Consider the following 22,682-nt stretch of genomic DNA (forward strand, 5'->3'; position numbering starts at 1 on the left):
TTCCGTGCATCCGGCTCCTCTCCAACTTGGCTCATTGTCAGGAATACCAGTTTTAGGTGTTGTCGCTGCTGCGTGTATCTGGTCATGGCAGTGACGGTGTAGCAGTTTGAGATTATTCAGGCTTTGATTGCCATGATTTCCATCTTAGTAGTGTACCTCGATTTGAAATACCCATCCGTCTCCCTGGTTCACTCGCCAATATAGCGACACAATTTGATGGGTATTGAGTCTGGGATGTCTGTGTTTTGCCCAACGCAACAGTTGCCCAGACGGGTGGTAGGACATTGAAGCAAATGCTTCTTTACTCACTACCGTAGCGTAATATTGGCACCATCCAGTAATGATTGGGTTGAGGTGAGCAATTAACCCTGCTTGGGTGGTTGCACCATGAGATGACACAATCTTTTTCAATTGTGCCAAGTGGCGATGTTGACTCTATTGGTTGGGTTTAATCAGGGTCTTGAATCCATGTTTGGAAGCGTATTTGCCTACCGGATATTGTCGCTCTCCCTATCACAGATAGTGATAGGGAGAGCGATATTTATGAGTTTTTTGTAGCTGCCCAACGAGTTCAGTCGGAGTTCGTGATTCGAGCTGCTTGGAACCACCATTTGGAAGAGAGTGAACTGCCATGGCTTTGGGAACATCTGCAAGCTCAATTGATTGCAGTACTATGTCCAGCAAAGAACAAGATATCCCACGCTGCTTTCCAAAGGCGATCGCTCAACTGTTGGCGGTGTGGCTCGACTAAAAAATCAATTTCAGCATTCGGTAGCTGCTCTAAAATCTGGCGATTGCCCTCCAGATCAATTCCCTCACTGTTTCCCAGAATCGCGAGAACTTTAACCGTCTTATTGCCAAGAACTGTTTTATTACTGTGAATCTTGCTGCTGTGAATTGCTTCGTATTCCGGCGCACTCAAAGCAACTTCCGCCTTTGGATAGCGCTCAAGAAAATCCCATTCATGCCAGGGAAGTTTCTGTAAGCTCAAATCGTCGGTGCGAATTAGAAATCGAATCGTCCGCAAGTTGCTTGAGCTGTTCGTCCAAGTTCATAGGTTAGATCAAACGATGCGAAGAACCCTACTAATAATTCTCTAAAAGCTATTCGCCTATCAGAGTGCTGCATTCTGCGAATCGCCACAAACCTTACAAAAATATGCTTTTGCTGTCACTTGGCAAGGATAATCGCGCTTAATTTGACTCTGTCGGAAAAACTAGTGAAGAACAAACGACTCACTCCATCTAAATCGAGTTAAGCAACAAGTCCAAAAATTAGAGACACGAATTCTACTTGTGCTCGCATATTGCCACTTTCAACCCCCTGAACCTGTGCTTTGCGAAGCAGATTCATTAGCCTTTCTATAGCGACCGGATAAGCCATATTTCTGTCCACAATGAGCACACGGGGTTCCTTGACGTGCGGCGCTTTCAATGTTTTGCGAAAGAATCATGCTGCGGCTTTACCGTCTTGTTTCGCACTGAGCATAAAGTCACTGTACACTTGTCCAAGCACTAACGGTTTTATAATTGTAAGATGCAGAAGCTTACGATCACCCGACCTGACGACTGGCATCTCCATCTACGCGACGGCGCGGCGCTGAAAGCGGTTCTACCCCATACGGTGCGTCAGTTTGCCCGTGCTATCATCATGCCAAATTTGAAGCCTCCAATACGCTTGGTAGCTGATGCCGCAGCCTATCGCGATCGCATTCTTGCAGCCATTCCGGCTAGCCAACAGTTCGAGCCACTGATGACGCTTTACCTCACTGACAACACAAGCCCCGAAGAAATTATCGTGGCCAAAGAATCTCAATTTGTCAAAGCGGTCAAGTACTACCCAGCTGGTGCAACAACTAATTCAGACTTCGGTGTGACGGACATTCGCAAGTGCGATCGCGTCTTTGCAACGATGCAGCAGGTAGACATGCCTTTACTGCTGCATGGAGAAGTGACCGATCAAGATGTTGATATATTCGATCGCGAGAAAGTGTTTATTGAGCGACATCTGATCCCTCTCAAGCAGCGGTTTCCTAACCTGCGTGTGGTGCTTGAACACGTTACCACTTCAGATGCTGTGCAGTATGTCCTATCTGCCAACAACATCGCTGCAACGATTACGCCACAACATCTATTGTTTAACCGCAATATCTTATTTCAAGGTGGAATTCGCCCCCATTTCTATTGCCTGCCAATTTTGAAACGTGAGGAGCATCGCCTGTCACTTTTGCAAGCAGCAACCTCTGGTAATCCTAAGTTTTTCCTGGGCACCGATAGCGCTCCTCATTCTCGCAACAGCAAGGAAAATTCCTGTGGCTGTGCGGGTTGCTATTCGGCTCTACATGCTATGGAGCTGTATGCAGAAGTGTTTGAGAGCGTTGATGCACTTGATAAACTTGAAGCGTTCGCCAGCTTCTATGGTCCAGATTTCTATCAACTCCCGCGCAATACTGAACAGATTACTTTAACCAGAACGACTTGGCGCGTTCCCGATGAAGTTCCATTTACTGAATCTGGGCTTGTGCCCTTACGGGCAGGTCAAGAGATGAGGTGGCAAATGACTTGACTCTGGCATGATATAAACTAATTTACCTCAAGAATTCAGTTATGTTGAATAACCTAAGTACGCCTCGCCAACCTGCCCCTTGATAGCTTAAGTAGGTTCGCACAAGCCATTGTCTGATTAAACTAATCGGCACCTGAACACAGAGACACCTCAAAAGTCCGAGTCTACCTTGAGTCGCAAGAGCCACCGCCGCAGCCTCATCAATGCCCTTTAAAATTTTGGGCTGTCCGTCGCCGATGTAAAGAAGTGGCAAACTATCCCAAGGATCAAACTGGATAAACTTGATGGAGAAGTCCCAGCAGGGGCGAAAAAACTGTTGTCCTCGCTCGTTTAACAAACAAGCTGCAAAGCTGAAAATGCTGTTGCTAATGCCGACCACATCACACTGACTTAGCATAAAAAAGTCAATATAGAACTCAGCATTAATAGCCTGAAGCTGCGGCAATTCAATAGACAAATCCTTGCAGGTGACGGGGTTGAACTTAGCAAAGGCTGGCAAAACACGCTCTAACTCGTCACTACACAGAAATAGCACAGGCTGGTCAAACTGATCCCATATACTATCGAGCCAGTCACACCACCACGCTAGCGGTACAACTAAGGTAAATCCTGAAAGCGGTAAGCGAACGAAATCACCCCGTCGAACGTGCACCCCAATGATTGTTTTGCCTTGCGATCGCAACTTAGCTAGCCCAACTTCTAGCGCATCCCTGAGATCAGGAACGGGTCGAAACAGCGATCGAAAAAAGGTTTGATGTGGCTGCAAAAAACGAGTGTGAACTTGAAAAAATCCCCACAAATCAACATTGGTTAATCCTTGCTCTAGCGCCTCGACTCCAACGCGAAGACTTGGTGCTCCTGCCATTTTTTCAATGTATGGAATAAACTCTGGAAACGCATCAAACAAGGCTTCACCCTGATCGAGCTGTTCGATTGCAGGAGGTAAACGCTGTGTAATGGGTGGATCAGTATGTCCAAATAGTGATTGACCAATCCAAGCTGGGCACTCGACCTGCGCGTTTGATTGCAATGCACAAATTCGTAAGAACGCATACTGAAAAAGTTGATTACCAAATCTTCCTAGCTTCCCCAGTGATGACATCGTGAGTATAGACCGCTCAGATGAAGATGTATCTGTTGCTGTAGTCTCTGTTGGTTGATTGAGAGAATTTATAGCGCGAAAAACTTGATCCGTCTCACTGCGCTTGGAATACTTCAAATCTTTATCCAATGCTGCCTCCCATTTATCGCTTACTTTTAGTACTGACTGCTACATCGCTAGCATTCACCTTACTTAAAACAATCATCACTAAACTCTCGACAAATCGTTGTTGATCACATTACACCCGTAAATTGCACCGCGCAGGATTTGCTCAGGTTTTTTCAAGATTGCACAGATTTGGTTGGCTCAGTAGCATCAGATGGGAAACGCTATATTGCAGATCAGAAAACCGGATTTATGAGATACACGCTCTAGCACCAGGATGGTAGCTGTAGAGCCATGTTTCAAATTCATTTTGATTCATTTGAGAAGCTTCCATCATTTCGTTTAATGTCGTTTCACTATCACGTTGATAAGAGCGATAGCCCTGAATTGAACTGCGATTGTAAATAACTTCTGTACGAGGAAGGCGACTGTTTTCGTAGGACTTAAGAGCTGTTTTTATATTCGATGCAGCAGCAAGACACGCTGCTAGTTCGCAAGCATCCTCAAATGCCATATTTGCTCCCTGTCCCAAAGACGGAACGACTGGATGAGCTGCATCCCCTAACAGTACTACTCCGCCGTTACTCCAGTGTCGCAAGGGGGGGCGATCGCAAATCGGTCGTTCCACAATGTGATCGGTAGGCGTTGCTTTAATAATTTCGCCTGCGGGTTCTGCCCAATCAGCAAATCGCTCTAGAACACGAGTTTTGGAAGCTGTAGCCCGTTGGTGAACAAAATCATCAGCGGATAGAGCACTAGCGCTCCAGAAGGTGTAACCTCCACCCACATCAACTAGCAGGAAGTTTTTGCCATCAGCTGATGTGAGTAGGGTAGAAGTGTTTGGAGCAAGTTGCTCATGCTCAAACTGGAGAATAGCCCGCCAAGAAACGCGACCAGCATAATTTGGAGAACCGTCGCCGATTAGGTTCTGTCTAACGATAGAGTTAATTCCATCTGCCCCAATTAGCAAATCTGTCTCAACGGTTTTCCCACCCGAAAAAAAGAGTGTAACACTGTTGTCAAGTTGCTCAAATCCGACACAGCGATGTCCAAAATGGATGATATCAGTTGGTAGTGCTGATGCAAGAATTTCTTGGAGACGTGACCACCGAATATTTAACATTGGTTGCCCATATTGCTGCACAACCGTGATTGGGTTGGATGCGATCGCTTCTCCAGTGCTGCGCTTCAAGGTGAGCGTGTTAAGCTGACTACCTGCTTGCTTCAAAACCTCAACAATGCCCGGATGGATAACTTCGAGACTGTTTAACCCATTTGGGGTTAAGGTCAAACCCGCCCCAACAGAGCGCAGAGTTTCTGCCCTTTCATAGACTTTCACGTCAAATCCGTGTTTGAGCAGGGCGATCGCAGTTGCTAATCCACCAATGCCGCCACCAATGATGGCAATATTCAAAGGTTTGATCACGTTGCTAGCTCCCAAACTGACATTAAATCTGAGGCGATCGCTGAACTCAAAAACATCGAGTGAGTTCAGTGATCATTGAATAAATAGCATCAGAGTAGAGTTGCGATATATCAGATTCTTCTAATCTTACACAAGAAACCAGCTCATTAATTAATCGTGGTAAACCCCCGGCTCTACCGGAGGACTTTCAGAGTTTGATAGTACCGGGAATTTAGGAAAGAGACTCTGCAACGTGAGCCCAAATGTGGGTCACTTGAAGGAGACTCTAATGAAAGATACCGGTAGGTTAAGTCACAGCAAATGGGAGTGCAGATATCACGTGGTATTCATTCCCAAATATCGACGCAAGACGCTTTACTACGAACATTGAAGAAGGACACTTGATGGTAGACCATGTGCACATGCTCATTTCTATTCCTCCCAAGTATTCGGTTTCTCAAATTGTGGGGTTTATCAAGGGCAAAAGTGCGATTGCCCGAACATATTTGGGTAGATGGCAGAACTTCACAGGACAAAACTTTTGGGTACGAGGATACTACGTTTCAACGGTGGGGCGAGATGAGGTAGTGGTGCGGCAGTATATTCGGGACCAGGAGAAGGAGGATCAACGGTTGGAACAATTGAAGTTATGGTAGGAGGAATGAAGGTAAGAAAGCCGCTTTGGGCAGCTCTCATATGCTAAAGCCTCCGGCTCTGCTGGGAGATACTTTTACTCTCTGCCTTTTATGATTACCCCTGATACTGCAACCCCTGTTGATACAAATCTCAAAACAGAAACTGTTGAGCTAGAGACTGTAGAGAGTGCGATCGCCCCTATAGCATCTACTCTAAAGCACGACCAAAATCTAACTGGAGTTTAGACTAAGTGTGATAAGTTGATGCGCGTGCGCTCTAACCGTTGTTTGTGGAGTGCTCCGCCTAAGTATAGTGGCAGAGGTAGACCGCGTGTACATGGTGCCAAGTTCAAGCTCAACGATGCAACGACTTGGCACACCCCTGACCAGTCGGTTAAGGTGAATGACCCCAGACAAGGACGACTGCGCTTGCGCTGCTAGCAGCAGATGCACTTCCGCTCGCTTTGAGGTTGACCAGTGGTTTCGCTTTGCCAAGCAACGACTGCATTGGATCCTGCCCAACCTCAGCACCGCTAAACAAGTCGAACGTTGGAGTGATCTGATGCCCCTGCTCCCTTGGCATAAGAATTTTAACGATGACAAGAACTTGTTAACGACGACAAATAAAGTGTTACCTGACAATTTCCGGGAATGGGCAGTGAGGGACTCGAACCCGCGACATCCTGCTTGTAAGGCAGGCGCTCTACCAACTGAGCTAACCGCCCGGAGAGGCTGTGAAATTTCATCAACTGAAATCGCACGAGTTCTAATATAGCAGATAAATTTGATTCTGCTACGCTAAATCGCAGATAAACTATTAAAACTGCTAATCTAATCTACTCCGTTCAATCATGCCATCGGGTCGGACGCACGATCGCATTACGCTTTGGACTCTGCCCGTGTTGGCGGGGCTAACGTTGGCGATCGCCCGCAACAGCACGATTACGCTGATTATTTGTGCAGGCTTTTTGTTTGGCGGTTTGATGTTTGGGCCTGACCTGGATGTGCTGTCGATTCACTACAAGCGCTGGGGCTGGCTCCGGTGGATCTGGATTCCCTACCGGGGCAGCATGAAGCATCGCTCAATCTGGTCACACGGCCCAATTATTGGCACAACGGTGCGGGTTCTCTATCTCTCAGTTTGGCTAACCTTTTTGGGGCTATTAGGCTTAGCTTTAATTAATGAAGTGCTGCGCGTCGGCTGGACGTGGAATGGAATTGGGCAATCATTGCAGCGATCGTTTCAGCGCTACACGATTGAGTGGCTGCTGTTTTGCCTGGGCTTAGAATTGGGGGCATTGAGTCATTACGTAGCAGACTGGGGCGTATCTACTCAAAAGCGCTATAAAACTCAAGGATGGAAAGCTGTCTTGCCACCTGCACCTAAAGCCAAGAAACGCACGACTAGACGGAGTAAGGGACCACGGCAAAGTAAACGTTAGCTAAGATCAACCCATTCTCATGTTAGTCTTTGTTTTTTTATGTCTACCCCACCCGCATCTCACTCATTTGAGTCAGCTATTCTCAACGCCCTGCAACGGCTGGTTGAAGTTGTGGCACAGTTGCGATCGCCCAATGGAGGTTGCCCCTGGGACTTAGCCCAAACGCCTGAAACGCTGATTCCCTATGTAATCGAAGAAGCCTACGAAGTGGTAGATGCGATTCGGCAGGGCAATCAGGAGGCGATCGCCGATGAGTTAGGAGATTTGCTGCTGCAAGTTGTTTTACAGGCGCAGATTGCTAGTGAAGCTGGGCAGTTTGACCTCAAGGATGTGGCAGAAGGAATTACCGAAAAGCTAATTCGCCGTCATCCGCATGTGTTTGGCGATGTCAAGGTACAGAGCGTGGAGGAGGTGCATCAAAACTGGGAGCAAATCAAAGCGGATGAAGAACAGTCTCCTACTGAGCCTCAGCGACTCACTCCCCGGCTCAGCCGCTATGCGCGATCGCTTCCACCACTGATGGCGGGGATGAAAATCTCACAAAAAGCGGCGGCAGCTGGATTTGAGTGGGAAAACGTAGACGGCGTATGGCAAAAGTTTCACGAGGAGTTAGCAGAATTTCAGCAGGCGATCGCTTCTGAAAGCAAAGCCAACCAGCAAGCCGAATTGGGTGATTTACTCTTTACCCTGATCAACATTGCCCGCTGGCATGAACTTGACCCAGCCGAAGCGCTTGAGGGTACCAACCAGCGATTTATTCAGCGGTTTGCTCAGGTAGAGGCAGTGTGCGATCGCCCCCTTTCGACTTATACCCTGGACGAACTGGAAACGCTGTGGCAGCGAGCAAAGGCAAAATTGGCGGGTGGGGATTAGGGTCGCAGCGTAGCTTGCTGTAGTGGCTTGGCACTGCCAAGCCACTACCTGGACTCAAACCTAATTCACGATAGCGCTTGTTCATTTACTTACAGGACGAGAGACATGGGCCGCATCACCATTTTGACAATTGGCTCTCGTGGCGACATTCAACCCTTCTGCGCGATCGCTTTGGGCTTAATTCAAAGCGGACATCAGGTCACGTTAGCGGGCAGTCCCAACTTTGCTGGCTTTGCTGCTCACTGGAACATTCCGTTTGCACCGATTGCGGGTGATTTTAAGCAACTTCTGAGTTCACCAACAGGACTTGAGCTACTCGAAGGCAATCGGGTGAAGCTGATTCCTGAGGAACTACTATGGCAACAGCTTTTGGATGCCTGGAATGCCTGTCAGGGGAGCGATTTGATTGTGTTTTCGCCTCTAGCGCTGTGGGGCTACCATCTCGCTGAAGCGCTCAAGGTTCCTGCAATTTTGGCGACCCAAATTCCTATCGCTGCAACGCGAACTTTCCCTTTCCTGGATTTTACCGAACGCACCGACCAGCGGTTGCCAGGGCTAGCCAACCTTTTGAGCTATCATCTGGTGGGATTCCTCGGCTGGCGTTCTAATGCAAAGCTGATCAATCGGTTTCGACAAGACGTGCTGCACCTGCCTCAATTGCCCTGGGCAGGAGCCCGATATCGCCGTGATGCGCCTCCGTTCCTTTCACCCTTGACCATTGTTAATTGCTATAGTGCAGCGGCAATCGCCCCTCCTCCAGATTGGGGCCCAGCAGTTCACCAAGCGGGATACTGCTTTCTCAATACAGCAGATTCGTTTACTCCCTCACCCGAACTACAAGCTTTTTGGGATGAAGAGCCAAAGCCGTTCTATGTTGGCTTTGGCAGTATGATTCCTCGGCATCCTGAGTGGTTAGCTCAAACGATCGTCTCAGCTTTAGCGGCAACCGGACAGCGAGCCGTTCTTTGTTCAGGTTGGGGGAGCGTTAGCACCGACCTGCCCCCCTCCATCTACCGACTTGAGGAAGCTCCTCACGATTGGCTTTTCCCTAGAGTCAGTGCTGCAATTCATCATGGCGGTTCAGGAACCGTAGCTGCAGCATTACGGGCAGGTATTCCCTCTATCGTTGCCCCTTTCTTTGGAGACCAGCCAACTTGGGGGAATTTGCTCGTACAACTGGGAGTTTGTCCCGCCACTCATCGTCAATCAGAACTCACTAGCGATCGCCTAGCTGCCAGCATCCGAACCATTCTTGAAGATTCTAGCTTCCAAGAACGGGCTCAACAGTTGCAGGTACAACTGCAAGCCGAGGATGGGGTAGCGAAAGTCGTCTCAATCATTGAGTCTCATCTTCAGCATTGAGGTTTGCTATCCAACTCCGGCACAAAAACTTGCGGGTCAAATCTTTGTCGCTTACGGCCTGTCCGAATCAATCGGAGTCACTTTAGCTCTGACGGTCAAAGATACCCCAATCCTCAACGCCTTGACTTTGTAAGACTGATTCTGCCTGCCCCACTTCAGTGTCTGAGCCTTCTAAAAAGACGAGATAGTTTCCCCCGATCAGGCGATCGCTATAAACTCTAGCTTGCTCTTCGGGAATACCAGAATCCGCTAAAGCATGAATCAAACGATTGGTTTCTAAGGTTCCGAGTCCGGTTCCTGCAAGGTTAGTTAGAAGAGCTGCACCTAAAGTACCTGCCGCCAGTACAGGACCCGCTCCAGGAATAGCTAGACTTGTTAAACCTAGTAGGATTGTGCCCCAGGTAGCTCCTGAGACGGCATTTGAGACGACTTGGGTAGGGCTCTCTACATCTTGTCCTCCGACGCGATCGCTCATCTCAACTCCAGCGACTTGCTTCTCCTCATCACCCTGTTTAGCAATAACGGAGACTTTGTCCATTGAAAAGTTAGACGCTTTTAACTCATTTAATGCGCTCTCAGTGTCCTCATGGTTAGGGAACACACCAACCGCTAATTTTTGACCTTCAGCCATATTTTCCTCCTTCTGCAATCATCTGTCTAATTAATTAAATGTTTAGAACGGAACAGATGCAGAACTATTGTTTGGGTTATGCCATCATTCTTGTTGTTCTCTTCTAAATGCTCATCAATCAAAAGATGTAAGCAACATTCACGCATGACTGGTGCTTCTGGTACTTCTTCATAAACTATTCTCTAGAAGTAAAGCTAGATAAGCTCAAAGACAGACCTTGTTAGCGTAGGCAATCGATAGCATGAGGCTAATCTTAGTGAACTGGAGACTATTTAGCCATGCAAACCACTACACCCGAAAAAACTGCAGTTACTCCTATTGCTCCAGCCTATAATGGCAGCGATCGCAGTGCCTGGATCTTTGGCTGGAACCCCCAACAAGAGCTATGGAATGGTCGTCTTGCCATGCTCGGTTTTGTGGCTTACTTGCTTTGGGATTGGGCAGGCTACAGCGTTCTTCGAGATGTGCTTCACCTGATTCATTAATCAGGCTTTAGCCAGGTCTAAAACTAGTTGGTGATGGTCCGCCAAAGATGAGCGATGTCCTACGCTCAAGAAAGTGGCACCCATTGCAGACAGATGTTGATAGAGTCGTTCTTCATTGTCGAGGTCAAGGGCACTAGTTGCTTCATCTAAAATGGCGTAGTTTGGCTTGTTTAACAGTAGCCGGGCAAAGGTGAGCCGCTGTTGTTCTCCGAGAGATAAAACATCGGCCCACTCTCGTTCGGCATCAAAGCCACCAAACCGTTCATCTAAATCTGCTAAATTCACCTGTTCCAAAACTTGCTTGAGGTGTTGGTCTTCGACCTGAAGCTGAGTGTTGGGATAAAGCAACTGGTCGCGCAATGTTCCCATGACCATATAAGGACGCTGAGGTAGAAACAGGATTTGGTCTGGTTTAGGACGCGTAATTTTGCCTGTTCCAGCGTTCCACAGACCCGCGATCGCCCGCAGCAGCGAACTCTTTCCACATCCACTTGGTCCCATCACCAATAATCCTTGCCCCGACGGAATTTCTATCGACAAATCTTTAATCAAGGTGCGTTGTCGATTCGGCGTCTGTAAAGTGAGATGCTCTAAAGCAAGGCGATCGGCTTCGACCACTTGAATGACGGAGGGTTGCTTAGAACTGGAGGATGCTTCAGTTTGTATTCCCTCAATGGACGTACCTGCGGCGGCGGCTGTTGTCTGAGTTTGATCCGTTTCAACCTGTTCTAGAAATTCAGCGAAGGTGTACAAACGATTGATTCCGGCTGTGAAAGTGGTGAGTGACTGAAAGCGAGCAACTATGATGTTGAGTGAGAAAAAGACGCGCACAAAAGCGCCCTGCGCTTCACTCACTTTGCCCACTTCAATCTCTCCGGCAAAAATCCCAGGAGCCACCACCAGTGCGGGCAAAATGAACGGAATAAACTCATAGGCATTAGTCAAAACGTTTAGACTTAACTCCCAAACAAGGAGCCGTTTGACATTCTCAAACACTTCTGAAAACCGCTGCTCAACCTGGTTTGATTCGCGTTCTTCACCTCGGTAAAAGGCGATCGCCTCTGCATTTTCCCGAATTCGCACCAGGCTAAATCGGAAGTTTGCTTCTCGTCTTAACTGTTCAAAGTTTAGCCGAACCAGCGGTTTGCCAAATACACCCGTTGTCACTAATGTCCCAACTAGCGCATACAGTCCTAGAAAAAACACGAGTGGTCTGGAAATGCCCCACAGCACACCACTAAAGGCAACCACAGCTAGAAATGATTCTACGAGTGCCAACAAAAAAGTGAGTGATTCTTGAGTAAAGCTGCGAACATCTTCAGCAATTCGCTGGTCGGGGTTATCAATGTTGATGTCTGAAATGTTGAGTTGATAGTAGGCGCGATCGCTAAAATAGCGATTCACAAACCGCTCAGTTAGCCAGCGTCGCCATTGCAAACTGAGGCGATCGCGCAAATAAGTGTAGCCAGCCAGCAGCGGTGCATAGATCACTAGCACTGCTAAGAAGATCATCACCGTTTGCCAAAATCGCGGCTCATCCTGAGCAGAAAGGGCTGAAATTAGCACTCCACGCTTGTTGTTGAGCAAGACGCTTAGCCCTGTGTAGGCTAACAAAAACAAAACAACTCCCAGCAATAGCCCTCTAGCCTGCCATTTTTCGTCCCCTGTCCAGTAGGATTTGGCGATCGCCCAAAACTGCTGAAAGACTTGTAAATTCAATCGATCCATCAACTTATTTCCTTTAGGACTGGTTTGCTTACATTACTTGCTTACATCACTTGCTTGCATTACCGATTTAACCCACAGTGTTTCAGGCACTCGGCGGGTCAGGGTGATGGCTCGGGTTGCCATTAATAACACCATTGCCATCCATAGCAAATGGGCACTATGAAGTTGCCAGGCGATCGCCCCCATTGGCACAAAGCCTAGCAAAGTTGCCACAACAGTAGATTGACGCAAAATTTGTCCCTCAGTCAAACCCAAAAAGTAGCCATCCAGGGTGTAGGCGATCGCCCCGAAACCGAGAACCGGAAATAGCCACAGCACAAACCGATTCACCTGCTCCAACACGTCTGCATGGTTTGTCAGTAGTCCAAACAAGGGCGTGGGAAAGAGAGCAAACGCCGCCGCGAAGGCAAGTCCTAACCCTAGGCTCACTCCACCAGATAGCCAAATTAGTGTCAGCAGGCGATCGCTTGCGCCTTGCCCATAAAACTTGCCCGCAAAACTCTCCGTTGCAAACGCCAACCCGTCAATAAAATAAGCTGCTAGTGTAACGACTTGCAGCAATAGAGTATTCGTTGCCAATACCGTTGTTCCTAAGGCAGAGCTGAAATTTGTAAATAGCGCAAAAGCTGACACCAGCGCAAAGGTGCGAACTACAATGTCACCATTCAGGAGAAACGCCGCTCTCCAATCGCTTAGGTCAAACAGTTTTGCTGTGACCGCTTGAACCTGGCTTAGCTTCAGTTCTCGGCTTACCAAGACTAGCCCTATCAAAAGCATGAGACACTGACTGAGTCCTGTTCCCCAACCTGCACCTGCGCTCCCCCACCCCTGCTGCACTACAAACAGGTAATCCAGTATCACATTAGTTCCATTTCCAATGAGCGACAGTACCAGCACTTTGCCTCCATGCTCTCGCCCCAGAAACCAACCAATCAGCACGAAATTTATCAGAGTTGCAGGTGCTGCCCAGATTAACGCGTTGTAGTAATCAATGCCTGCTGCTTTTACCTCTGGCTCTGCACTCAGAAGGGCAAACCCAATTTCTCGTAGGGGATATTGCAAAACCCAGATTGATATTCCTATCGCCAGTGCCAGTCCAGCGTTACGCAACCCAATTAATAGGACACCATCCTGATCTTGCCGTCCGGCTGCCTGGGCGGTCGTTCCCGTTGTCGCCATCCGCAGAAAGCCAAACGTCCAATAGATGTAATGGAATAAAACCGTCGCTAGCGCCACACCTGCCAAATGACGGATTTCTGGCAAATGGCCTAAAAACGCCATATCGACTAGCCCTGCTAACGGCACCATCAGGTTAGAAAGCACATTGACAGCAGCTAGTTGAAAGAAGCGATCGCGAAACTGCATAGAATGCATGAAAATAGGTGAAAAGGAACCGCTATACTCCCTAGCCTCTCACAATTCACTGCAATTAGCCCCGCACCTGGAGATTAACCTCCTGCATAAATCACGTTTTCAAGCATGAATGGTAGCGTGGCTTTGCCACGCTACCATTCATGCTTGAGGTCTATTGAGAGAAAAGGATGTATCCCTGTCTTCCGAGAATGCATCCTTAGTTTGCGGAAAGATAACTAGTTCACACAAAACAACTCTAATATCTGTTGGAACTAGAACTCGATACGGTTGTTTCACGACGGGTTGGAGTTCTGTCCTTAGGCTTGAGACCAGCCAAACCCAGCAATCCAAGCAAGCCTAGCCAGCCCCAGTCAAAGTCGCGATCGCCCTCAGCCGCCTGAACATCACTGGTTGTATCGCCAGTTTCCTGTCCACCCGTAGTCGTTGTGTTAGGGCTTACGGTAGGAGCGGTTGTAGTACCATCAGTTGAGCCACCCGTGGTACCTGCAGGAGCCGTAGTTCCACCAGTTGTTCCACCGGTTGTTCCGCCCGTGGCGCCACCTGTCGTACCACTGGTTGTTCCGCCTGTTGTCCCATCGATAGCAGTACCGGGCGTTGTAACCGTACCGTCAGTTCCACCCGTGGTACCCGTGGTATTTCCTTCAATGTCTCCTGTGGTGCTGCCTGTGGTGCCACCGGTTGCTCCACCCGTCGCACCGTCAACAGTTCCACCTGAAGGACTGCTAGGAGCTGTAGTCGTGCCACCTGTGGTGCCACCTGTCGTTCCACCAGCACCTCCTGTCTGAGCAGAAGCATTAAATGCAAAAGGGAAAGCGGCCAGGCTAAGGGCGCAAACGCTACTTAGAATAGTTTGTGTTAAAGCTGTAGATTTCATGGTTTTAGTTTCTGGTACTTTCTCAATGTCTAAGTGAGTTTTTAAGGTGTAGGTAGAGCGGTAGTGCTAGCCGTAAAAGAGTCTAATGATTCATAGCCGTCGCTTTGCCTCCTATCTGTTCCGCTATTAACAGAAGGAATCCTGGAAATGTTGAGCAAAATTTTAGTGATTTAGGACTCAACACCTCCAGGCAAACAACGAGGAAAACTAGAACTATCTTTGTTGCTAATTCTGATGTTAATCCTGGAAGTTTGCTAGAGCGTCTACCATAGGAACATCTTTGTTTTAAGTTGATTTGTAACTAGAAACACAAAGCTTCTCACTGGAAAATTCACTATTTTGGAGCTTGCTCAATGTGTATAGAGTGTGCTTAAAAAGGTGCAGTTTCAGGTAAAAACGGTATTAGCTTTTAGCTATTTCGAATTGCTGGCAGTTGCCACCAGGGTACATGAGGATGCTCATGATGCTCTTCATGGTAACCAAAGTAATAACAGGTGATGAAAGACAAGAACACAGGCAACGAAGTGCTTTGAGTATGATGAGAATTGGTATAGCCGTCCTGGGGTTCTCGGTGAGGTAGAAACGTTCCAAAGTAAAACAGCTGTAACGAACTTAGAACAGGAGGAATAATCCAAAACAAAATTAGATTTGTCTCAGGCACATGGAGGATATACTTGCTCAAATTGAAGGCAACTATCAAACTGATTGATTGCTGTAGATTCCAGTATCTTTTAATAAAGAGAAAATACCAGGAAAAGAAACTTTTATGTTTGAAATCGTGAAAATCTGGGTCAAGCTCACTTCCCGGGTGGCGATGATGCAGCCAATGTTTTTTTAACAAGCGCTTATAGGAAAAAAATGCATAGCAAAACGCTGCAACTGAACCAATTAAATAGTTGGCTTTAGGATTTTTGGGAAAGACCACTCCATGCATCGCGTCATGCGCCGTGATGAATAGCCCCGTGTACAAAAAAGTCTGCCAAAGTACAACAAAAATCACTCCTAGAATCGGCAGCTTTGACACATCTGTAGAAAGCAGCAAAACTAGACTGCTTATCCAAAGACCAAAGATCGTAGAAGCAATTAGGACTCCATAATTTTTTGCCTGTTTAACAGTTGTTGAAGCGAATTCTACAGGCTTAATAGATGCTGTCTGAACCACGTAGGAACTCCATTGCAGGGTAGAAAATTATTTGCGATCGCCAAATCTTAAAATCTGTCAAGGCTTCGCTATATATCTAAATCCTAACTACCCAGGTACTTAGGGAAGTCTACCTATAGTCCTAACTGATTCCTATCTTGAGAGTAATATCGAGCGACATCAGCATTCAAGCCTTGTGATGTTTGATACCGCAGGCTTGCTATTTGAACCTAGGAAAAGTACAGTTTATAGAAGCTTGTCGGCTTTGCCGATATAGCACATAGAAGTATCTCGGTTAATTTGAATCTTAAACAAATCTGTTTCCCCACCTTCACTCCGAGTACTCAATCCCTTGAGAAGAATGTCTTTAAGAACTCCAAAGTTCATCCCATTAGTAACATCAAATCCTTTAACCTCAATATTAGAAAAATGCTTCTCTCTCAGCATCAAATTCAACTCATCAGGCTTAATAAATTTGTTCCAATCATGAAGTCCACGGGGTATCTGGTTTAGAACATCCTCTAGAAGCCAAATCATCACCAATTTTGACTTAAAAGTTCTGTTAATTGTATCAAATAGAAATACTCCGCCCTGGGATAGGACTCTATGAACTTCTGAAAGCACCTTTTCTAGGTTTGATACGTGTTCTAGCACATCAAAGCATAACACCACATCAAAGGTATGACTACTATAGGGCAGGACTTCGGCAGATCCTTGTTGATAATCGATTTCAAGTTGACTTTGGCTTGCGTGCTCTTTTGCAACTTTAATTGAGTTCTCAGACAGATCGATTCCTGATACCTCAGCGCCCAGTTTGGCTAAAGCTTCACAAGCTAATCCCCCTCCACAGCCAACGTCTAGAACTTTAAGATTTTTCCAGTTTGGAATGTAGCTAGCGGCAAACTCAAACCTTGTTTGATTGAAGTGATTTGACAAATGTAAGGTTTCGCCGTTCTTCCACCATTTCTCAGCGTTTAAATCGTAGTATTCCAAGTCATTTTTCTTCATCGTTTCCTTTCTATACCAATTTAATCTGAGAATGTTATAGATATGGGTAGGAGCGCACCGCAGTGCGCCCTTACAGTCTTATAGAAATTGATGTGTCGTGAAATCTGTTTAACCCGATATTGTTTCTATTTGGCGAAATCAGGAGTTGTCAAAGGAAAACTCCTGATTTGTTCAATTTGATTCGCTGTTCAGATTACTCCCAACCTAGGGGCGGCTCAATCGGTGTCTCTTCTGACTTTCCAACACTTGCCCCGGGCTTATCGACAATTTGAATTGTTGTCGCGTGGAGCAATCCCTCTTCACTCTCTATGGCTTCAAACCGAACACCTGTCCCTATCTCAAGGCGATCGAAATCATTGTGTAGTACACTGTCGCAATTGAAATAGATATCTTCTCCTCCAAGAGTTTTGAGAAAGCCGTAGTTCTGCTCTTTGAATAATTTGGTGACAAGAGCAGTAGTATCTTGGACTTCGTCGCTTACTCCAGCAGTATCATGCTCCCGCTGCTGTCTTGCTAAGTCTCTAAGCTGTCGCCAAGCTTTGCTAAATGCATCTCGAATTACCGTATCGAGTTCAGGATACTGATTGCGCTCTCCGAGACTGGGATTACTCTCTGCGACCAGCTCATGGCTGGGAGGAACGGTCATATCGAGTCGAACTCGATAAGGAGAGCCACCGCGAGGGTGGTCATGTACTTTTTCAACTGCAATATGGCAACTACTGATGTAATTACAGACCTGCTCCAATTTGTTTAGTTTCTCATCGATTAGAGAGGCGATCGCCTCAGTCTTGTCAACGCCTCGGTAGGTAATTTCTGGTGGAACTTTCATCTGCATCCTTCCTTTAATCTGAGAACTCCGGCTTCCAGGCAGTAAAGCGCATGTAGGGTAGATAAGGAGCCTGGGAAACGCTCATGGAAGCACCATCTTAAGGAATTGAAAGTCATCTCTCCTCTAACTCACGAGCCGTTATATTCATCCAAGTACCTGTCTAATAGGAGAGGTATAAAAGAAACAAGACGATACCCAACAGCATCTTGAGACTAAGAGCTCTGCCTGCCTGCGTAGCATGTTCATCTCTTCCAGGCTTAGCGTAAGAGATGAACATCACAAAACAAATTCATCATGAACTCCTCTTTGGACATAGCCGGAACTGGCTTTAAGAATGAAGTTAGGCTTTTGAAACTGGTCTTGAATGTTAAGTGAGTAGCTAGCAGTTCAATTAAGTGCTATTGCTACCGTCACTCAATACAGTTCATTTTGGAAAAGACATTACTATGCAAGCATCATCTGACAACATGCAAGTTCGCTACTGTGCGCTAAGTTTGGGCATTCTTTTCCTGCTATTAGGATTAGCGGGTTTTGTGCCTGCTTTTGTCGCTCCGCCTGCGGATGTCTCCTTCGCTAGCGGTTATGGCGATCTATTTGGCATCTTTCCAACCAACTACTTCCACAACGCTATAGGAGTTTTGGTTGGACTTTGGGGAATTGCTGCTTTTACCAGTCTAGGTGGCTCAATCACCTTCAACCAAATTTTCGCTTTTGTGTATGCCGCACATGCCATTCTAGGGATAATTCCTTTCACCAACACTTTCTTTGGCATTGCACCCCTGTTTGGCAACAACGTTTGGTTTAATGCAATTCTTGCCGGCATTGCTTACTACTACGGATTTGTAAAGCCCACAGTGCTCGACCGAGTTGGAGTATCCGCTAATGCTCAGAAAGCGGCTTAGTTCAACCATTAATATCCCTGGAATCAGCAAAACTTACAACACTTAATTGATCAACAAATTTAAGGAGAAAATTATGCCCGGTGGTCATGCTAGTCACAAAGGCGGTGGAACGAAACACAGTCATGACAATAGTCAGATTGATTCTGCTGCAAACCTTGTAGGAGATCCAGAGAACCTTTTAGATGAAGGCGAAGGATATCCCTTTGATGAGCAGGGAACAGAGATTAACCCTGCTGCGACAGAGCGTCCTAGTGAAAGCTCAGCGGAGCAACAGAAACAGGAGTAAACATAGGGGTTGTGCTTTAAAACCTTCTGATTGTTAGAGGGTTTTTAAGAGAGTGTTTGCAGAGTAGCGTATATTTCGGTGGGGCATAGCATTCGGGCAAGAATTTTTGGTCTATTCCAAAGTTTACCTACCGAATGCTATGCCCCTACAATTTCTCTGGGTTACAGAACAGGCTTTTCGAACATCTTTCAAACGCTAGCATTCATGCAAAAGGTTTATTCTTCTGCGGGTACCAAACTGCGCTTGGGAAGAAGGTTCAACAAGCCTACAGTTACCGCTACCAGTGCAGTGGTATAGAACACTGTTGGGAGATTGGAATGGGTGAAGACAAACCCCAACAGAATGGGAGATAGGAACTGTGCCAGAAAACTCACGCCTGTTCCAGTTGCCAGGACAGTTGACTGTAGGTTGTCAGGCGCTAGCTCAGCTAAGCTACTGTAGAGCGTTGGTACAACGATGCCGAAGCCAAAACCAAACAAAATCGCGACGGGGAGCAAAGTTTGCATCTGGTGCAGGTAAGGCATTGTCGCCAAAGTGAGTGACATGGTTACAGCCCCTAGAATGATCGTCCAACTTTCACCAATTTGTTTGACCAAACGTCGCACCAGAAAGGCAGAAACTAGCGCTGCGCCACCTGCCTTCGTCGCTAACACAATGCCAATTGAAACGGTATTGCTGCTCATATCCGTTTTCATATAGATCGGCAAATAGACGATCAGGGCATACACGCTGGCTGACACCAACGCTAAACACAGCAACAGTTTCAAGATTTGAGGTTGACGAAATAGCTGAGCGGGTGTGGCAACTTCCGACACCGTAGCATTTTGGGAAGATTCTGCTGAAGATTTCTCGGTATCCTTTTGGGTAGACAGAGCTTCAACATTCAAACCAGTAGATTGGCGACTGCCATAAAACACAACAGCAGCCCATAGCGCCAGTGGAATTCCCAATCCGTATAACCCAAAGACAAAGTGCCAGTCGATTGTGCCAATCCAGCCTGCAATCAACGGATAGACAATGTTAGCCAGGGTTAAAGTGGTAGCGACATAGGCGATCGCCTGTGCCCGTGCCTCGCCCTGGTAAAGCTTGCTGACTAATCCCAACCCTGCCGCTGCAATGCCGCCATTAGCGATCCCTAACAGCGCCCGTGTTGCCAACAGCGGCGTGAAGCTGTGCATTAATACTCCTGATATGCCAAAGACGGCGTAGCAAATCAGGGACGGTAGCAGCAGCCGAATTTGTCCGATTCGGTCAGCCAAAATTCCAAGCAATGGCGTAAAGATTGCTAAGGTCAGAAAGTGAAAACTGATCAGGTTGCCAGCTTGGGCCGTTTCAAAATGGAGGCTGTTTGCCATTTCCGGCAAGATGGGAGCTAGGATTGCCCCAGTCATGGCAATCAAAGAACTTGCAGCTAGCAATACCAACAGCCTGGAGTCAGAAAAATTCATACGCTGTGCAACTTAACACCACTCAACAGCAACAGGTCAATTCCAAAAGCTGCCCAAAAATTTGGGCACTTTCAGAAGAGTTACCAGATCAAGCCTTAAACAGCAAGGGCCAGCAAGTTTCTGTGTCTGTTAAGTCGTAGGTTGGGTGAAGCATCGCGAAACCCAACAGAATCGAGGCAGGAGTTGGGTTCCGCCTTGCTCCACCCAACCTACATCAGAAGATTTGTCAGTCAATCGGGTGGAGGAATTCGATGAACCCTTACCGATTCCCTTCTACTTCCTCCTCACACCTCCGAAAAGCTGCCAACTGCCCGCTGCAGCGAGGCTAGAGAGCGATTGTAGCCGAGAATTGCTTGCAGCAAATTGACCTCTGCCTGAGTGAGATCGGATTGCGCTTGCAGGACTTCAGTTTGGGTGCCGACTCCTGCCCGATAGCGCAGTCTAGCTAGGCGCAGGGCTTCGGTGGCAAAGTCTACGGCTTGAGTGGCTGTGCGCGTATTCTCAAAGCTGGACTGGAGGGTAAAGTAGGCTTGCTCGACTTCAAGCCGCACCTGGTTACGCACGTTGGCAAATTGGGTTTCGGCGATCGCCACATTGGCTTCCTCCTGTGCGGCTCTAGCTCTAGTTGCTCCACCATCAAACAGGTTCATGTTCATTCGCAAACCTAGCTGATAAGTATCATCCAGCCCACCTTCCTGGTTGAGTGTGTCCTGCACCCCATAGCTAGCAAAAGCTGAAACTTGCGGTCCCAACTCCGATAACGCTGCTCGTCGCTGTTGCTGGCTAATCTCACGCTGTACCAGCTGCTGCTCTAGCTCCGCCCGGTTTTGGTAAGCGAGAACGATGCTTTCTTCAAGATTAGGCAACCAGTCTCCTGCGACCCGAACGGGATCAGCCGCCGCTACATTCACCGACTCAGCAATGCCAAGTCGCTGTCGCAATTGACGACGAGAAACTTCCTGCTGACTCAACGCTTCGACCAGGTCTTGCTGGGCGTTAGCGACATCTACTTGAGCCTGAAGCTGCTCAAATCGGGTACCAATGCCAGCCTGCTCTAAAGCCGTTGCGTCTCGCAGGCTAGATTCCGTTTCTGCTAGCGAGGCACGGGCAATTCTCACCTGCTCATCAGCTTCCTGAAGATCATAGTAGTCGTTCACCACATCCAACACAGTGGCTTCTGAAGTAACTTCTACCTGGAGCTGCTGAAGCCGCACTCGCCGCTCACCCGCACTGATTTGAGCCGATCGCCGACCTGACGTAAAGATGTCATAGTTCAGTTCTACGGAACCGCCCAATACTGCTGCTGTGGAAGAGTTATTGCCACTTTCAATTCCTAGTGCAGCTTCTAACTCTTCGGGAAGACCAGAGGAGCTCTGGCTTTGCTGCAGGGTGAGGTCAGCGCCAGCCGTCAGTCGAGGCAAGTTAGCTGCTTGAGCTTCACGCAGTTCCGCCTCAGTGCGTTCTAGCTCTAGTTGAGCGGTTTGCAGGTCGAGGTTGTGACGCTGTGCCAGGGCGATCGCCTGCTCCAGGGTAATTGGCACAGCTTCTCCCACTTCCACTTCTTCAGGAAAGGTGGGTCTGGTTAAAGGATTGGGAGGTGGGGCAAATTCTTCTAAAGTGTTTAAACTAGCTGGGTCAGGGGGCGCTTGCACCTCTATTTCAATTCCTGACTCGGCATCGACTTCGATTCCCGGTTCAGCGTTCGGTAGTTGAGCAGGTTCACCTTCTGGCGCAGCATCCGGTTCCATCTGCGGTGCAACCTCAGATTCAACTTGATCTGATTCCACGTCTGGTAGTTGAACCGGTTCGTTTTCCGGTACGACTACTGGTACAACTATTGGTTCTTCAGGAGTTGGAACCTGGAGATTTTGTTCTTCAAGGGCTGGTTCAAAGGGGGCAAAGTTAGGACGAGACCATTCCACTGAATTTTGCGGTGCAACTGCTGTCCATTCAGGGGAAACGGCTGCAATTTCGACACTGCCGATAGGTTCTGGTTCTAGTTCTGGTTCTGGTGTCGGTAAAGCTATTTCAACCTTGGCATCTGGCTCAGGGGCTGTCGGTGCTGAGGTAGGGCGATCGCCTGTTACACTGTGGGCAACCTCTCGATGTGCAAAAGGTTTAACAGGCTCTACTTCAGGCGGAGTAGTGACTGGACTAAGTTCAGGTTTTGCATCATTTGCAACACTAACCGGACTTTCTTTGGTTTCCTCTAGAGCAGGGGCAGGGGTAGCGATCGCCCGTCGCGTAATCGCTTGAGCGGCAATTAGTGTAAGTGTGCAAAATACAAAAGTTGAAAAGCGCATGGAAATAATTACCTGGAATCTTGTTTCGATTGCCGGGTATGGGTTTCTACAGGGTGTCACCTCAGATCTTGCACTCATTGGCAAGGTGATCCGGAAGGTCATGGGGCATTAGATGTACATTGCATCTAATCCGCTAAAAACCCTGGTTTCCTGGAGTGGTAGCTACAGCAACGGCTCAATTTCT

Annotated in this window: 21 protein-coding genes, 1 tRNA gene and 2 pseudogenes; 10 read left to right on the forward strand and 14 right to left on the reverse strand. The window is 47.6% G+C overall.

The annotated features are described in order from the left end of the window. Positions 1 to 144 precede the first annotated feature (144 nt). Complete coding sequence (locus tag H6F88_RS24565) at positions 145 to 420, reverse strand: group II intron maturase-specific domain-containing protein (protein ID WP_277882226.1); 276 nt, start codon at positions 418 to 420, stop codon at positions 145 to 147. Positions 421 to 655: 235 nt separating this feature from the next. Then, complete coding sequence (locus H6F88_RS24570) at positions 656 to 1,027, reverse strand: hypothetical protein (protein WP_190645384.1); 372 nt, start codon at positions 1,025 to 1,027, stop codon at positions 656 to 658. Between the two features lie 509 nt (positions 1,028 to 1,536). Here H6F88_RS24570 and pyrC point away from each other — a divergent pair. After that, positions 1,537 to 2,565: a dihydroorotase gene (gene pyrC / locus H6F88_RS24575; protein WP_190645386.1), complete on the forward strand. Its 1,029-nt coding sequence runs from the start codon at positions 1,537 to 1,539 to the stop codon at positions 2,563 to 2,565. A 22-nt stretch (positions 2,566 to 2,587) separates the two neighbouring features. On the opposite strand, the gene H6F88_RS24580 is transcribed toward pyrC, so the two are convergent. Together H6F88_RS24580 and H6F88_RS24585 are read right to left on the reverse strand one after the other, a co-directional pair. After that, complete coding sequence (locus H6F88_RS24580; protein WP_199333781.1) at positions 2,588 to 3,595, reverse strand: alpha-1,2-fucosyltransferase; 1,008 nt, start codon at positions 3,593 to 3,595, stop codon at positions 2,588 to 2,590. Positions 3,596 to 4,022: 427 nt separating this feature from the next. Further along, entirely contained in the window at positions 4,023 to 5,198 is a 1,176-nt protein-coding gene (locus H6F88_RS24585; RefSeq protein WP_190645388.1) for an FAD-dependent monooxygenase, read from the reverse strand. Positions 5,199 to 5,466: 268 nt separating this feature from the next. On the opposite strand from H6F88_RS24585, the pseudogene tnpA reads away from it, so the two are divergent. The 3 genes and pseudogenes from tnpA to H6F88_RS34640 all read left to right on the forward strand — a co-directional run. Then, a pseudogene (gene tnpA / locus H6F88_RS24590) lies at positions 5,467 to 5,833 on the forward strand (IS200/IS605 family transposase). Between the two features lie 90 nt (positions 5,834 to 5,923). Continuing rightward, complete coding sequence (locus tag H6F88_RS34165; protein WP_277882227.1) at positions 5,924 to 6,058, forward strand: hypothetical protein; 135 nt, start codon at positions 5,924 to 5,926, stop codon at positions 6,056 to 6,058. Between the two features lie 9 nt (positions 6,059 to 6,067). Then, a pseudogene (locus tag H6F88_RS34640) lies at positions 6,068 to 6,392 on the forward strand (transposase); the annotation flags it as partial. A 72-nt stretch (positions 6,393 to 6,464) separates the two neighbouring features. On the opposite strand, the gene H6F88_RS24600 reads toward H6F88_RS34640, so the two are convergent. Continuing rightward, a tRNA-Val gene (locus H6F88_RS24600) sits at positions 6,465 to 6,537 on the reverse strand. A gap of 126 nt (positions 6,538 to 6,663) precedes the next feature. Between H6F88_RS24600 and H6F88_RS24605 the strand changes: the two genes are divergently transcribed. The 3 genes from H6F88_RS24605 (at position 6,664) to H6F88_RS24615 (ending at position 9,489) form a co-directional block, all read left to right on the forward strand. Then, positions 6,664 to 7,254 (forward strand): metal-binding protein, encoded by a 591-nt coding sequence (locus tag H6F88_RS24605; RefSeq protein ID WP_190645390.1) that lies wholly within the window; start codon positions 6,664 to 6,666, stop codon positions 7,252 to 7,254. A gap of 39 nt (positions 7,255 to 7,293) precedes the next feature. Beyond that, complete coding sequence (mazG, locus tag H6F88_RS24610; RefSeq protein ID WP_190645392.1) at positions 7,294 to 8,127, forward strand: nucleoside triphosphate pyrophosphohydrolase; 834 nt, start codon at positions 7,294 to 7,296, stop codon at positions 8,125 to 8,127. A 105-nt stretch (positions 8,128 to 8,232) separates the two neighbouring features. Next, complete coding sequence (locus H6F88_RS24615; RefSeq protein WP_190645393.1) at positions 8,233 to 9,489, forward strand: glycosyltransferase; 1,257 nt, start codon at positions 8,233 to 8,235, stop codon at positions 9,487 to 9,489. Between the two features lie 82 nt (positions 9,490 to 9,571). On the opposite strand, the gene H6F88_RS24620 is transcribed toward H6F88_RS24615, so the two are convergent. Continuing rightward, positions 9,572 to 10,120: a general stress protein gene (locus H6F88_RS24620; RefSeq protein ID WP_190645395.1), complete on the reverse strand. Its 549-nt coding sequence runs from the start codon at positions 10,118 to 10,120 to the stop codon at positions 9,572 to 9,574. A 278-nt stretch (positions 10,121 to 10,398) separates the two neighbouring features. Between H6F88_RS24620 and H6F88_RS24625 the strand changes: the two genes are divergently transcribed. Continuing rightward, positions 10,399 to 10,605 carry a chlorophyll a/b-binding protein gene (locus tag H6F88_RS24625; protein ID WP_190645397.1) on the forward strand — a complete coding sequence of 69 codons (207 nt, stop codon included), beginning with the start codon at positions 10,399 to 10,401 and terminating at the stop codon, positions 10,603 to 10,605. On the opposite strand, the gene H6F88_RS24630 is transcribed toward H6F88_RS24625, so the two are convergent. The 6 genes from H6F88_RS24630 to H6F88_RS24655 form a co-directional block, all read right to left on the reverse strand. Then, positions 10,606 to 12,333 (reverse strand): ABC transporter ATP-binding protein/permease, encoded by a 1,728-nt coding sequence (locus H6F88_RS24630; RefSeq protein ID WP_190645399.1) that lies wholly within the window; start codon positions 12,331 to 12,333, stop codon positions 10,606 to 10,608. 33 nt (positions 12,334 to 12,366) lie between these two features. Further along, entirely contained in the window at positions 12,367 to 13,707 is a 1,341-nt protein-coding gene (gntT, locus tag H6F88_RS24635; protein WP_199333782.1) for a guanitoxin biosynthesis MATE family efflux transporter GntT, read from the reverse strand. 235 nt (positions 13,708 to 13,942) lie between these two features. Beyond that, positions 13,943 to 14,581 carry a WGxxGxxG family protein gene (locus H6F88_RS24640; protein WP_190645400.1) on the reverse strand — a complete coding sequence of 213 codons (639 nt, stop codon included), beginning with the start codon at positions 14,579 to 14,581 and terminating at the stop codon, positions 13,943 to 13,945. A 409-nt stretch (positions 14,582 to 14,990) separates the two neighbouring features. Beyond that, positions 14,991 to 15,743 (reverse strand): beta-carotene ketolase CrtW, encoded by a 753-nt coding sequence (gene crtW, locus H6F88_RS24645; protein ID WP_347277739.1) that lies wholly within the window; start codon positions 15,741 to 15,743, stop codon positions 14,991 to 14,993. Positions 15,744 to 15,968: 225 nt separating this feature from the next. Beyond that, positions 15,969 to 16,730, reverse strand: coding sequence for a bifunctional 2-polyprenyl-6-hydroxyphenol methylase/3-demethylubiquinol 3-O-methyltransferase UbiG (gene ubiG / locus H6F88_RS24650; RefSeq protein WP_190645402.1), 762 nt, complete (start codon positions 16,728 to 16,730; stop codon positions 15,969 to 15,971). Positions 16,731 to 16,923: 193 nt separating this feature from the next. After that, the gene (locus H6F88_RS24655) at positions 16,924 to 17,559 is read right to left on the reverse strand and encodes an HPF/RaiA family ribosome-associated protein (protein ID WP_190645403.1); all 636 of its coding nucleotides are present in this window, start codon (positions 17,557 to 17,559) and stop codon (positions 16,924 to 16,926) included. Positions 17,560 to 18,005: 446 nt separating this feature from the next. On the opposite strand from H6F88_RS24655, the gene H6F88_RS24660 reads away from it, so the two are divergent. Together H6F88_RS24660 and H6F88_RS24665 are read left to right on the forward strand one after the other, a co-directional pair. Then, complete coding sequence (locus H6F88_RS24660; RefSeq protein ID WP_190645405.1) at positions 18,006 to 18,461, forward strand: DUF4383 domain-containing protein; 456 nt, start codon at positions 18,006 to 18,008, stop codon at positions 18,459 to 18,461. A gap of 73 nt (positions 18,462 to 18,534) precedes the next feature. Continuing rightward, positions 18,535 to 18,747 carry a hypothetical protein gene (locus H6F88_RS24665; protein WP_190645407.1) on the forward strand — a complete coding sequence of 71 codons (213 nt, stop codon included), beginning with the start codon at positions 18,535 to 18,537 and terminating at the stop codon, positions 18,745 to 18,747. 215 nt (positions 18,748 to 18,962) lie between these two features. Here H6F88_RS24665 and H6F88_RS24670 read toward each other — a convergent pair whose 3' ends face one another. Together H6F88_RS24670 and H6F88_RS24675 are read right to left on the reverse strand one after the other, a co-directional pair. Further along, positions 18,963 to 20,195, reverse strand: a complete 1,233-nt coding sequence (locus H6F88_RS24670; protein ID WP_190645408.1) for an MFS transporter — start codon at positions 20,193 to 20,195, stop codon at positions 18,963 to 18,965. Positions 20,196 to 20,479: 284 nt separating this feature from the next. Beyond that, positions 20,480 to 22,498: a TolC family protein gene (locus H6F88_RS24675; protein WP_190645410.1), complete on the reverse strand. Its 2,019-nt coding sequence runs from the start codon at positions 22,496 to 22,498 to the stop codon at positions 20,480 to 20,482. Between the last annotated feature and the right edge of the window lie 184 nt (positions 22,499 to 22,682).

This window comes from Oculatella sp. FACHB-28, assembly GCF_014696015.1.
Taxonomy (GTDB): Bacteria; Cyanobacteriota; Cyanobacteriia; order Elainellales; family Elainellaceae; genus JAAUTN01.

What these genes read in the sequence shown, in the direction of transcription:
- pyrC (WP_190645386.1), top strand. Translation starts at nt 1,537, where the DNA reads ATGCAGAAGCTTACGATCACCCGACCTGACGACTGGCATCTCCATCTA.
- H6F88_RS34165 (WP_277882227.1), top strand. Translation starts at nt 5,924, where the DNA reads ATGATTACCCCTGATACTGCAACCCCTGTTGATACAAATCTCAAAACA.
- H6F88_RS24605 (WP_190645390.1), top strand. Translation starts at nt 6,664, where the DNA reads ATGCCATCGGGTCGGACGCACGATCGCATTACGCTTTGGACTCTGCCC.
- mazG (WP_190645392.1), top strand. Translation starts at nt 7,294, where the DNA reads ATGTCTACCCCACCCGCATCTCACTCATTTGAGTCAGCTATTCTCAAC.
- H6F88_RS24615 (WP_190645393.1), top strand. Translation starts at nt 8,233, where the DNA reads ATGGGCCGCATCACCATTTTGACAATTGGCTCTCGTGGCGACATTCAA.
- H6F88_RS24620 (WP_190645395.1), bottom strand. Translation starts at nt 10,120, where the DNA reads ATGGCTGAAGGTCAAAAATTAGCGGTTGGTGTGTTCCCTAACCATGAG.
- H6F88_RS24625 (WP_190645397.1), top strand. Translation starts at nt 10,399, where the DNA reads ATGCAAACCACTACACCCGAAAAAACTGCAGTTACTCCTATTGCTCCA.
- H6F88_RS24630 (WP_190645399.1), bottom strand. Translation starts at nt 12,333, where the DNA reads ATGGATCGATTGAATTTACAAGTCTTTCAGCAGTTTTGGGCGATCGCC.
- gntT (WP_199333782.1), bottom strand. Translation starts at nt 13,707, where the DNA reads ATGCATTCTATGCAGTTTCGCGATCGCTTCTTTCAACTAGCTGCTGTC.
- H6F88_RS24640 (WP_190645400.1), bottom strand. Translation starts at nt 14,581, where the DNA reads ATGAAATCTACAGCTTTAACACAAACTATTCTAAGTAGCGTTTGCGCC.
- ubiG (WP_190645402.1), bottom strand. Translation starts at nt 16,730, where the DNA reads ATGAAGAAAAATGACTTGGAATACTACGATTTAAACGCTGAGAAATGG.
- H6F88_RS24655 (WP_190645403.1), bottom strand. Translation starts at nt 17,559, where the DNA reads ATGAAAGTTCCACCAGAAATTACCTACCGAGGCGTTGACAAGACTGAG.
- H6F88_RS24660 (WP_190645405.1), top strand. Translation starts at nt 18,006, where the DNA reads ATGCAAGCATCATCTGACAACATGCAAGTTCGCTACTGTGCGCTAAGT.
- H6F88_RS24665 (WP_190645407.1), top strand. Translation starts at nt 18,535, where the DNA reads ATGCCCGGTGGTCATGCTAGTCACAAAGGCGGTGGAACGAAACACAGT.
- H6F88_RS24670 (WP_190645408.1), bottom strand. Translation starts at nt 20,195, where the DNA reads ATGAATTTTTCTGACTCCAGGCTGTTGGTATTGCTAGCTGCAAGTTCT.
- H6F88_RS24675 (WP_190645410.1), bottom strand. Translation starts at nt 22,498, where the DNA reads ATGCGCTTTTCAACTTTTGTATTTTGCACACTTACACTAATTGCCGCT.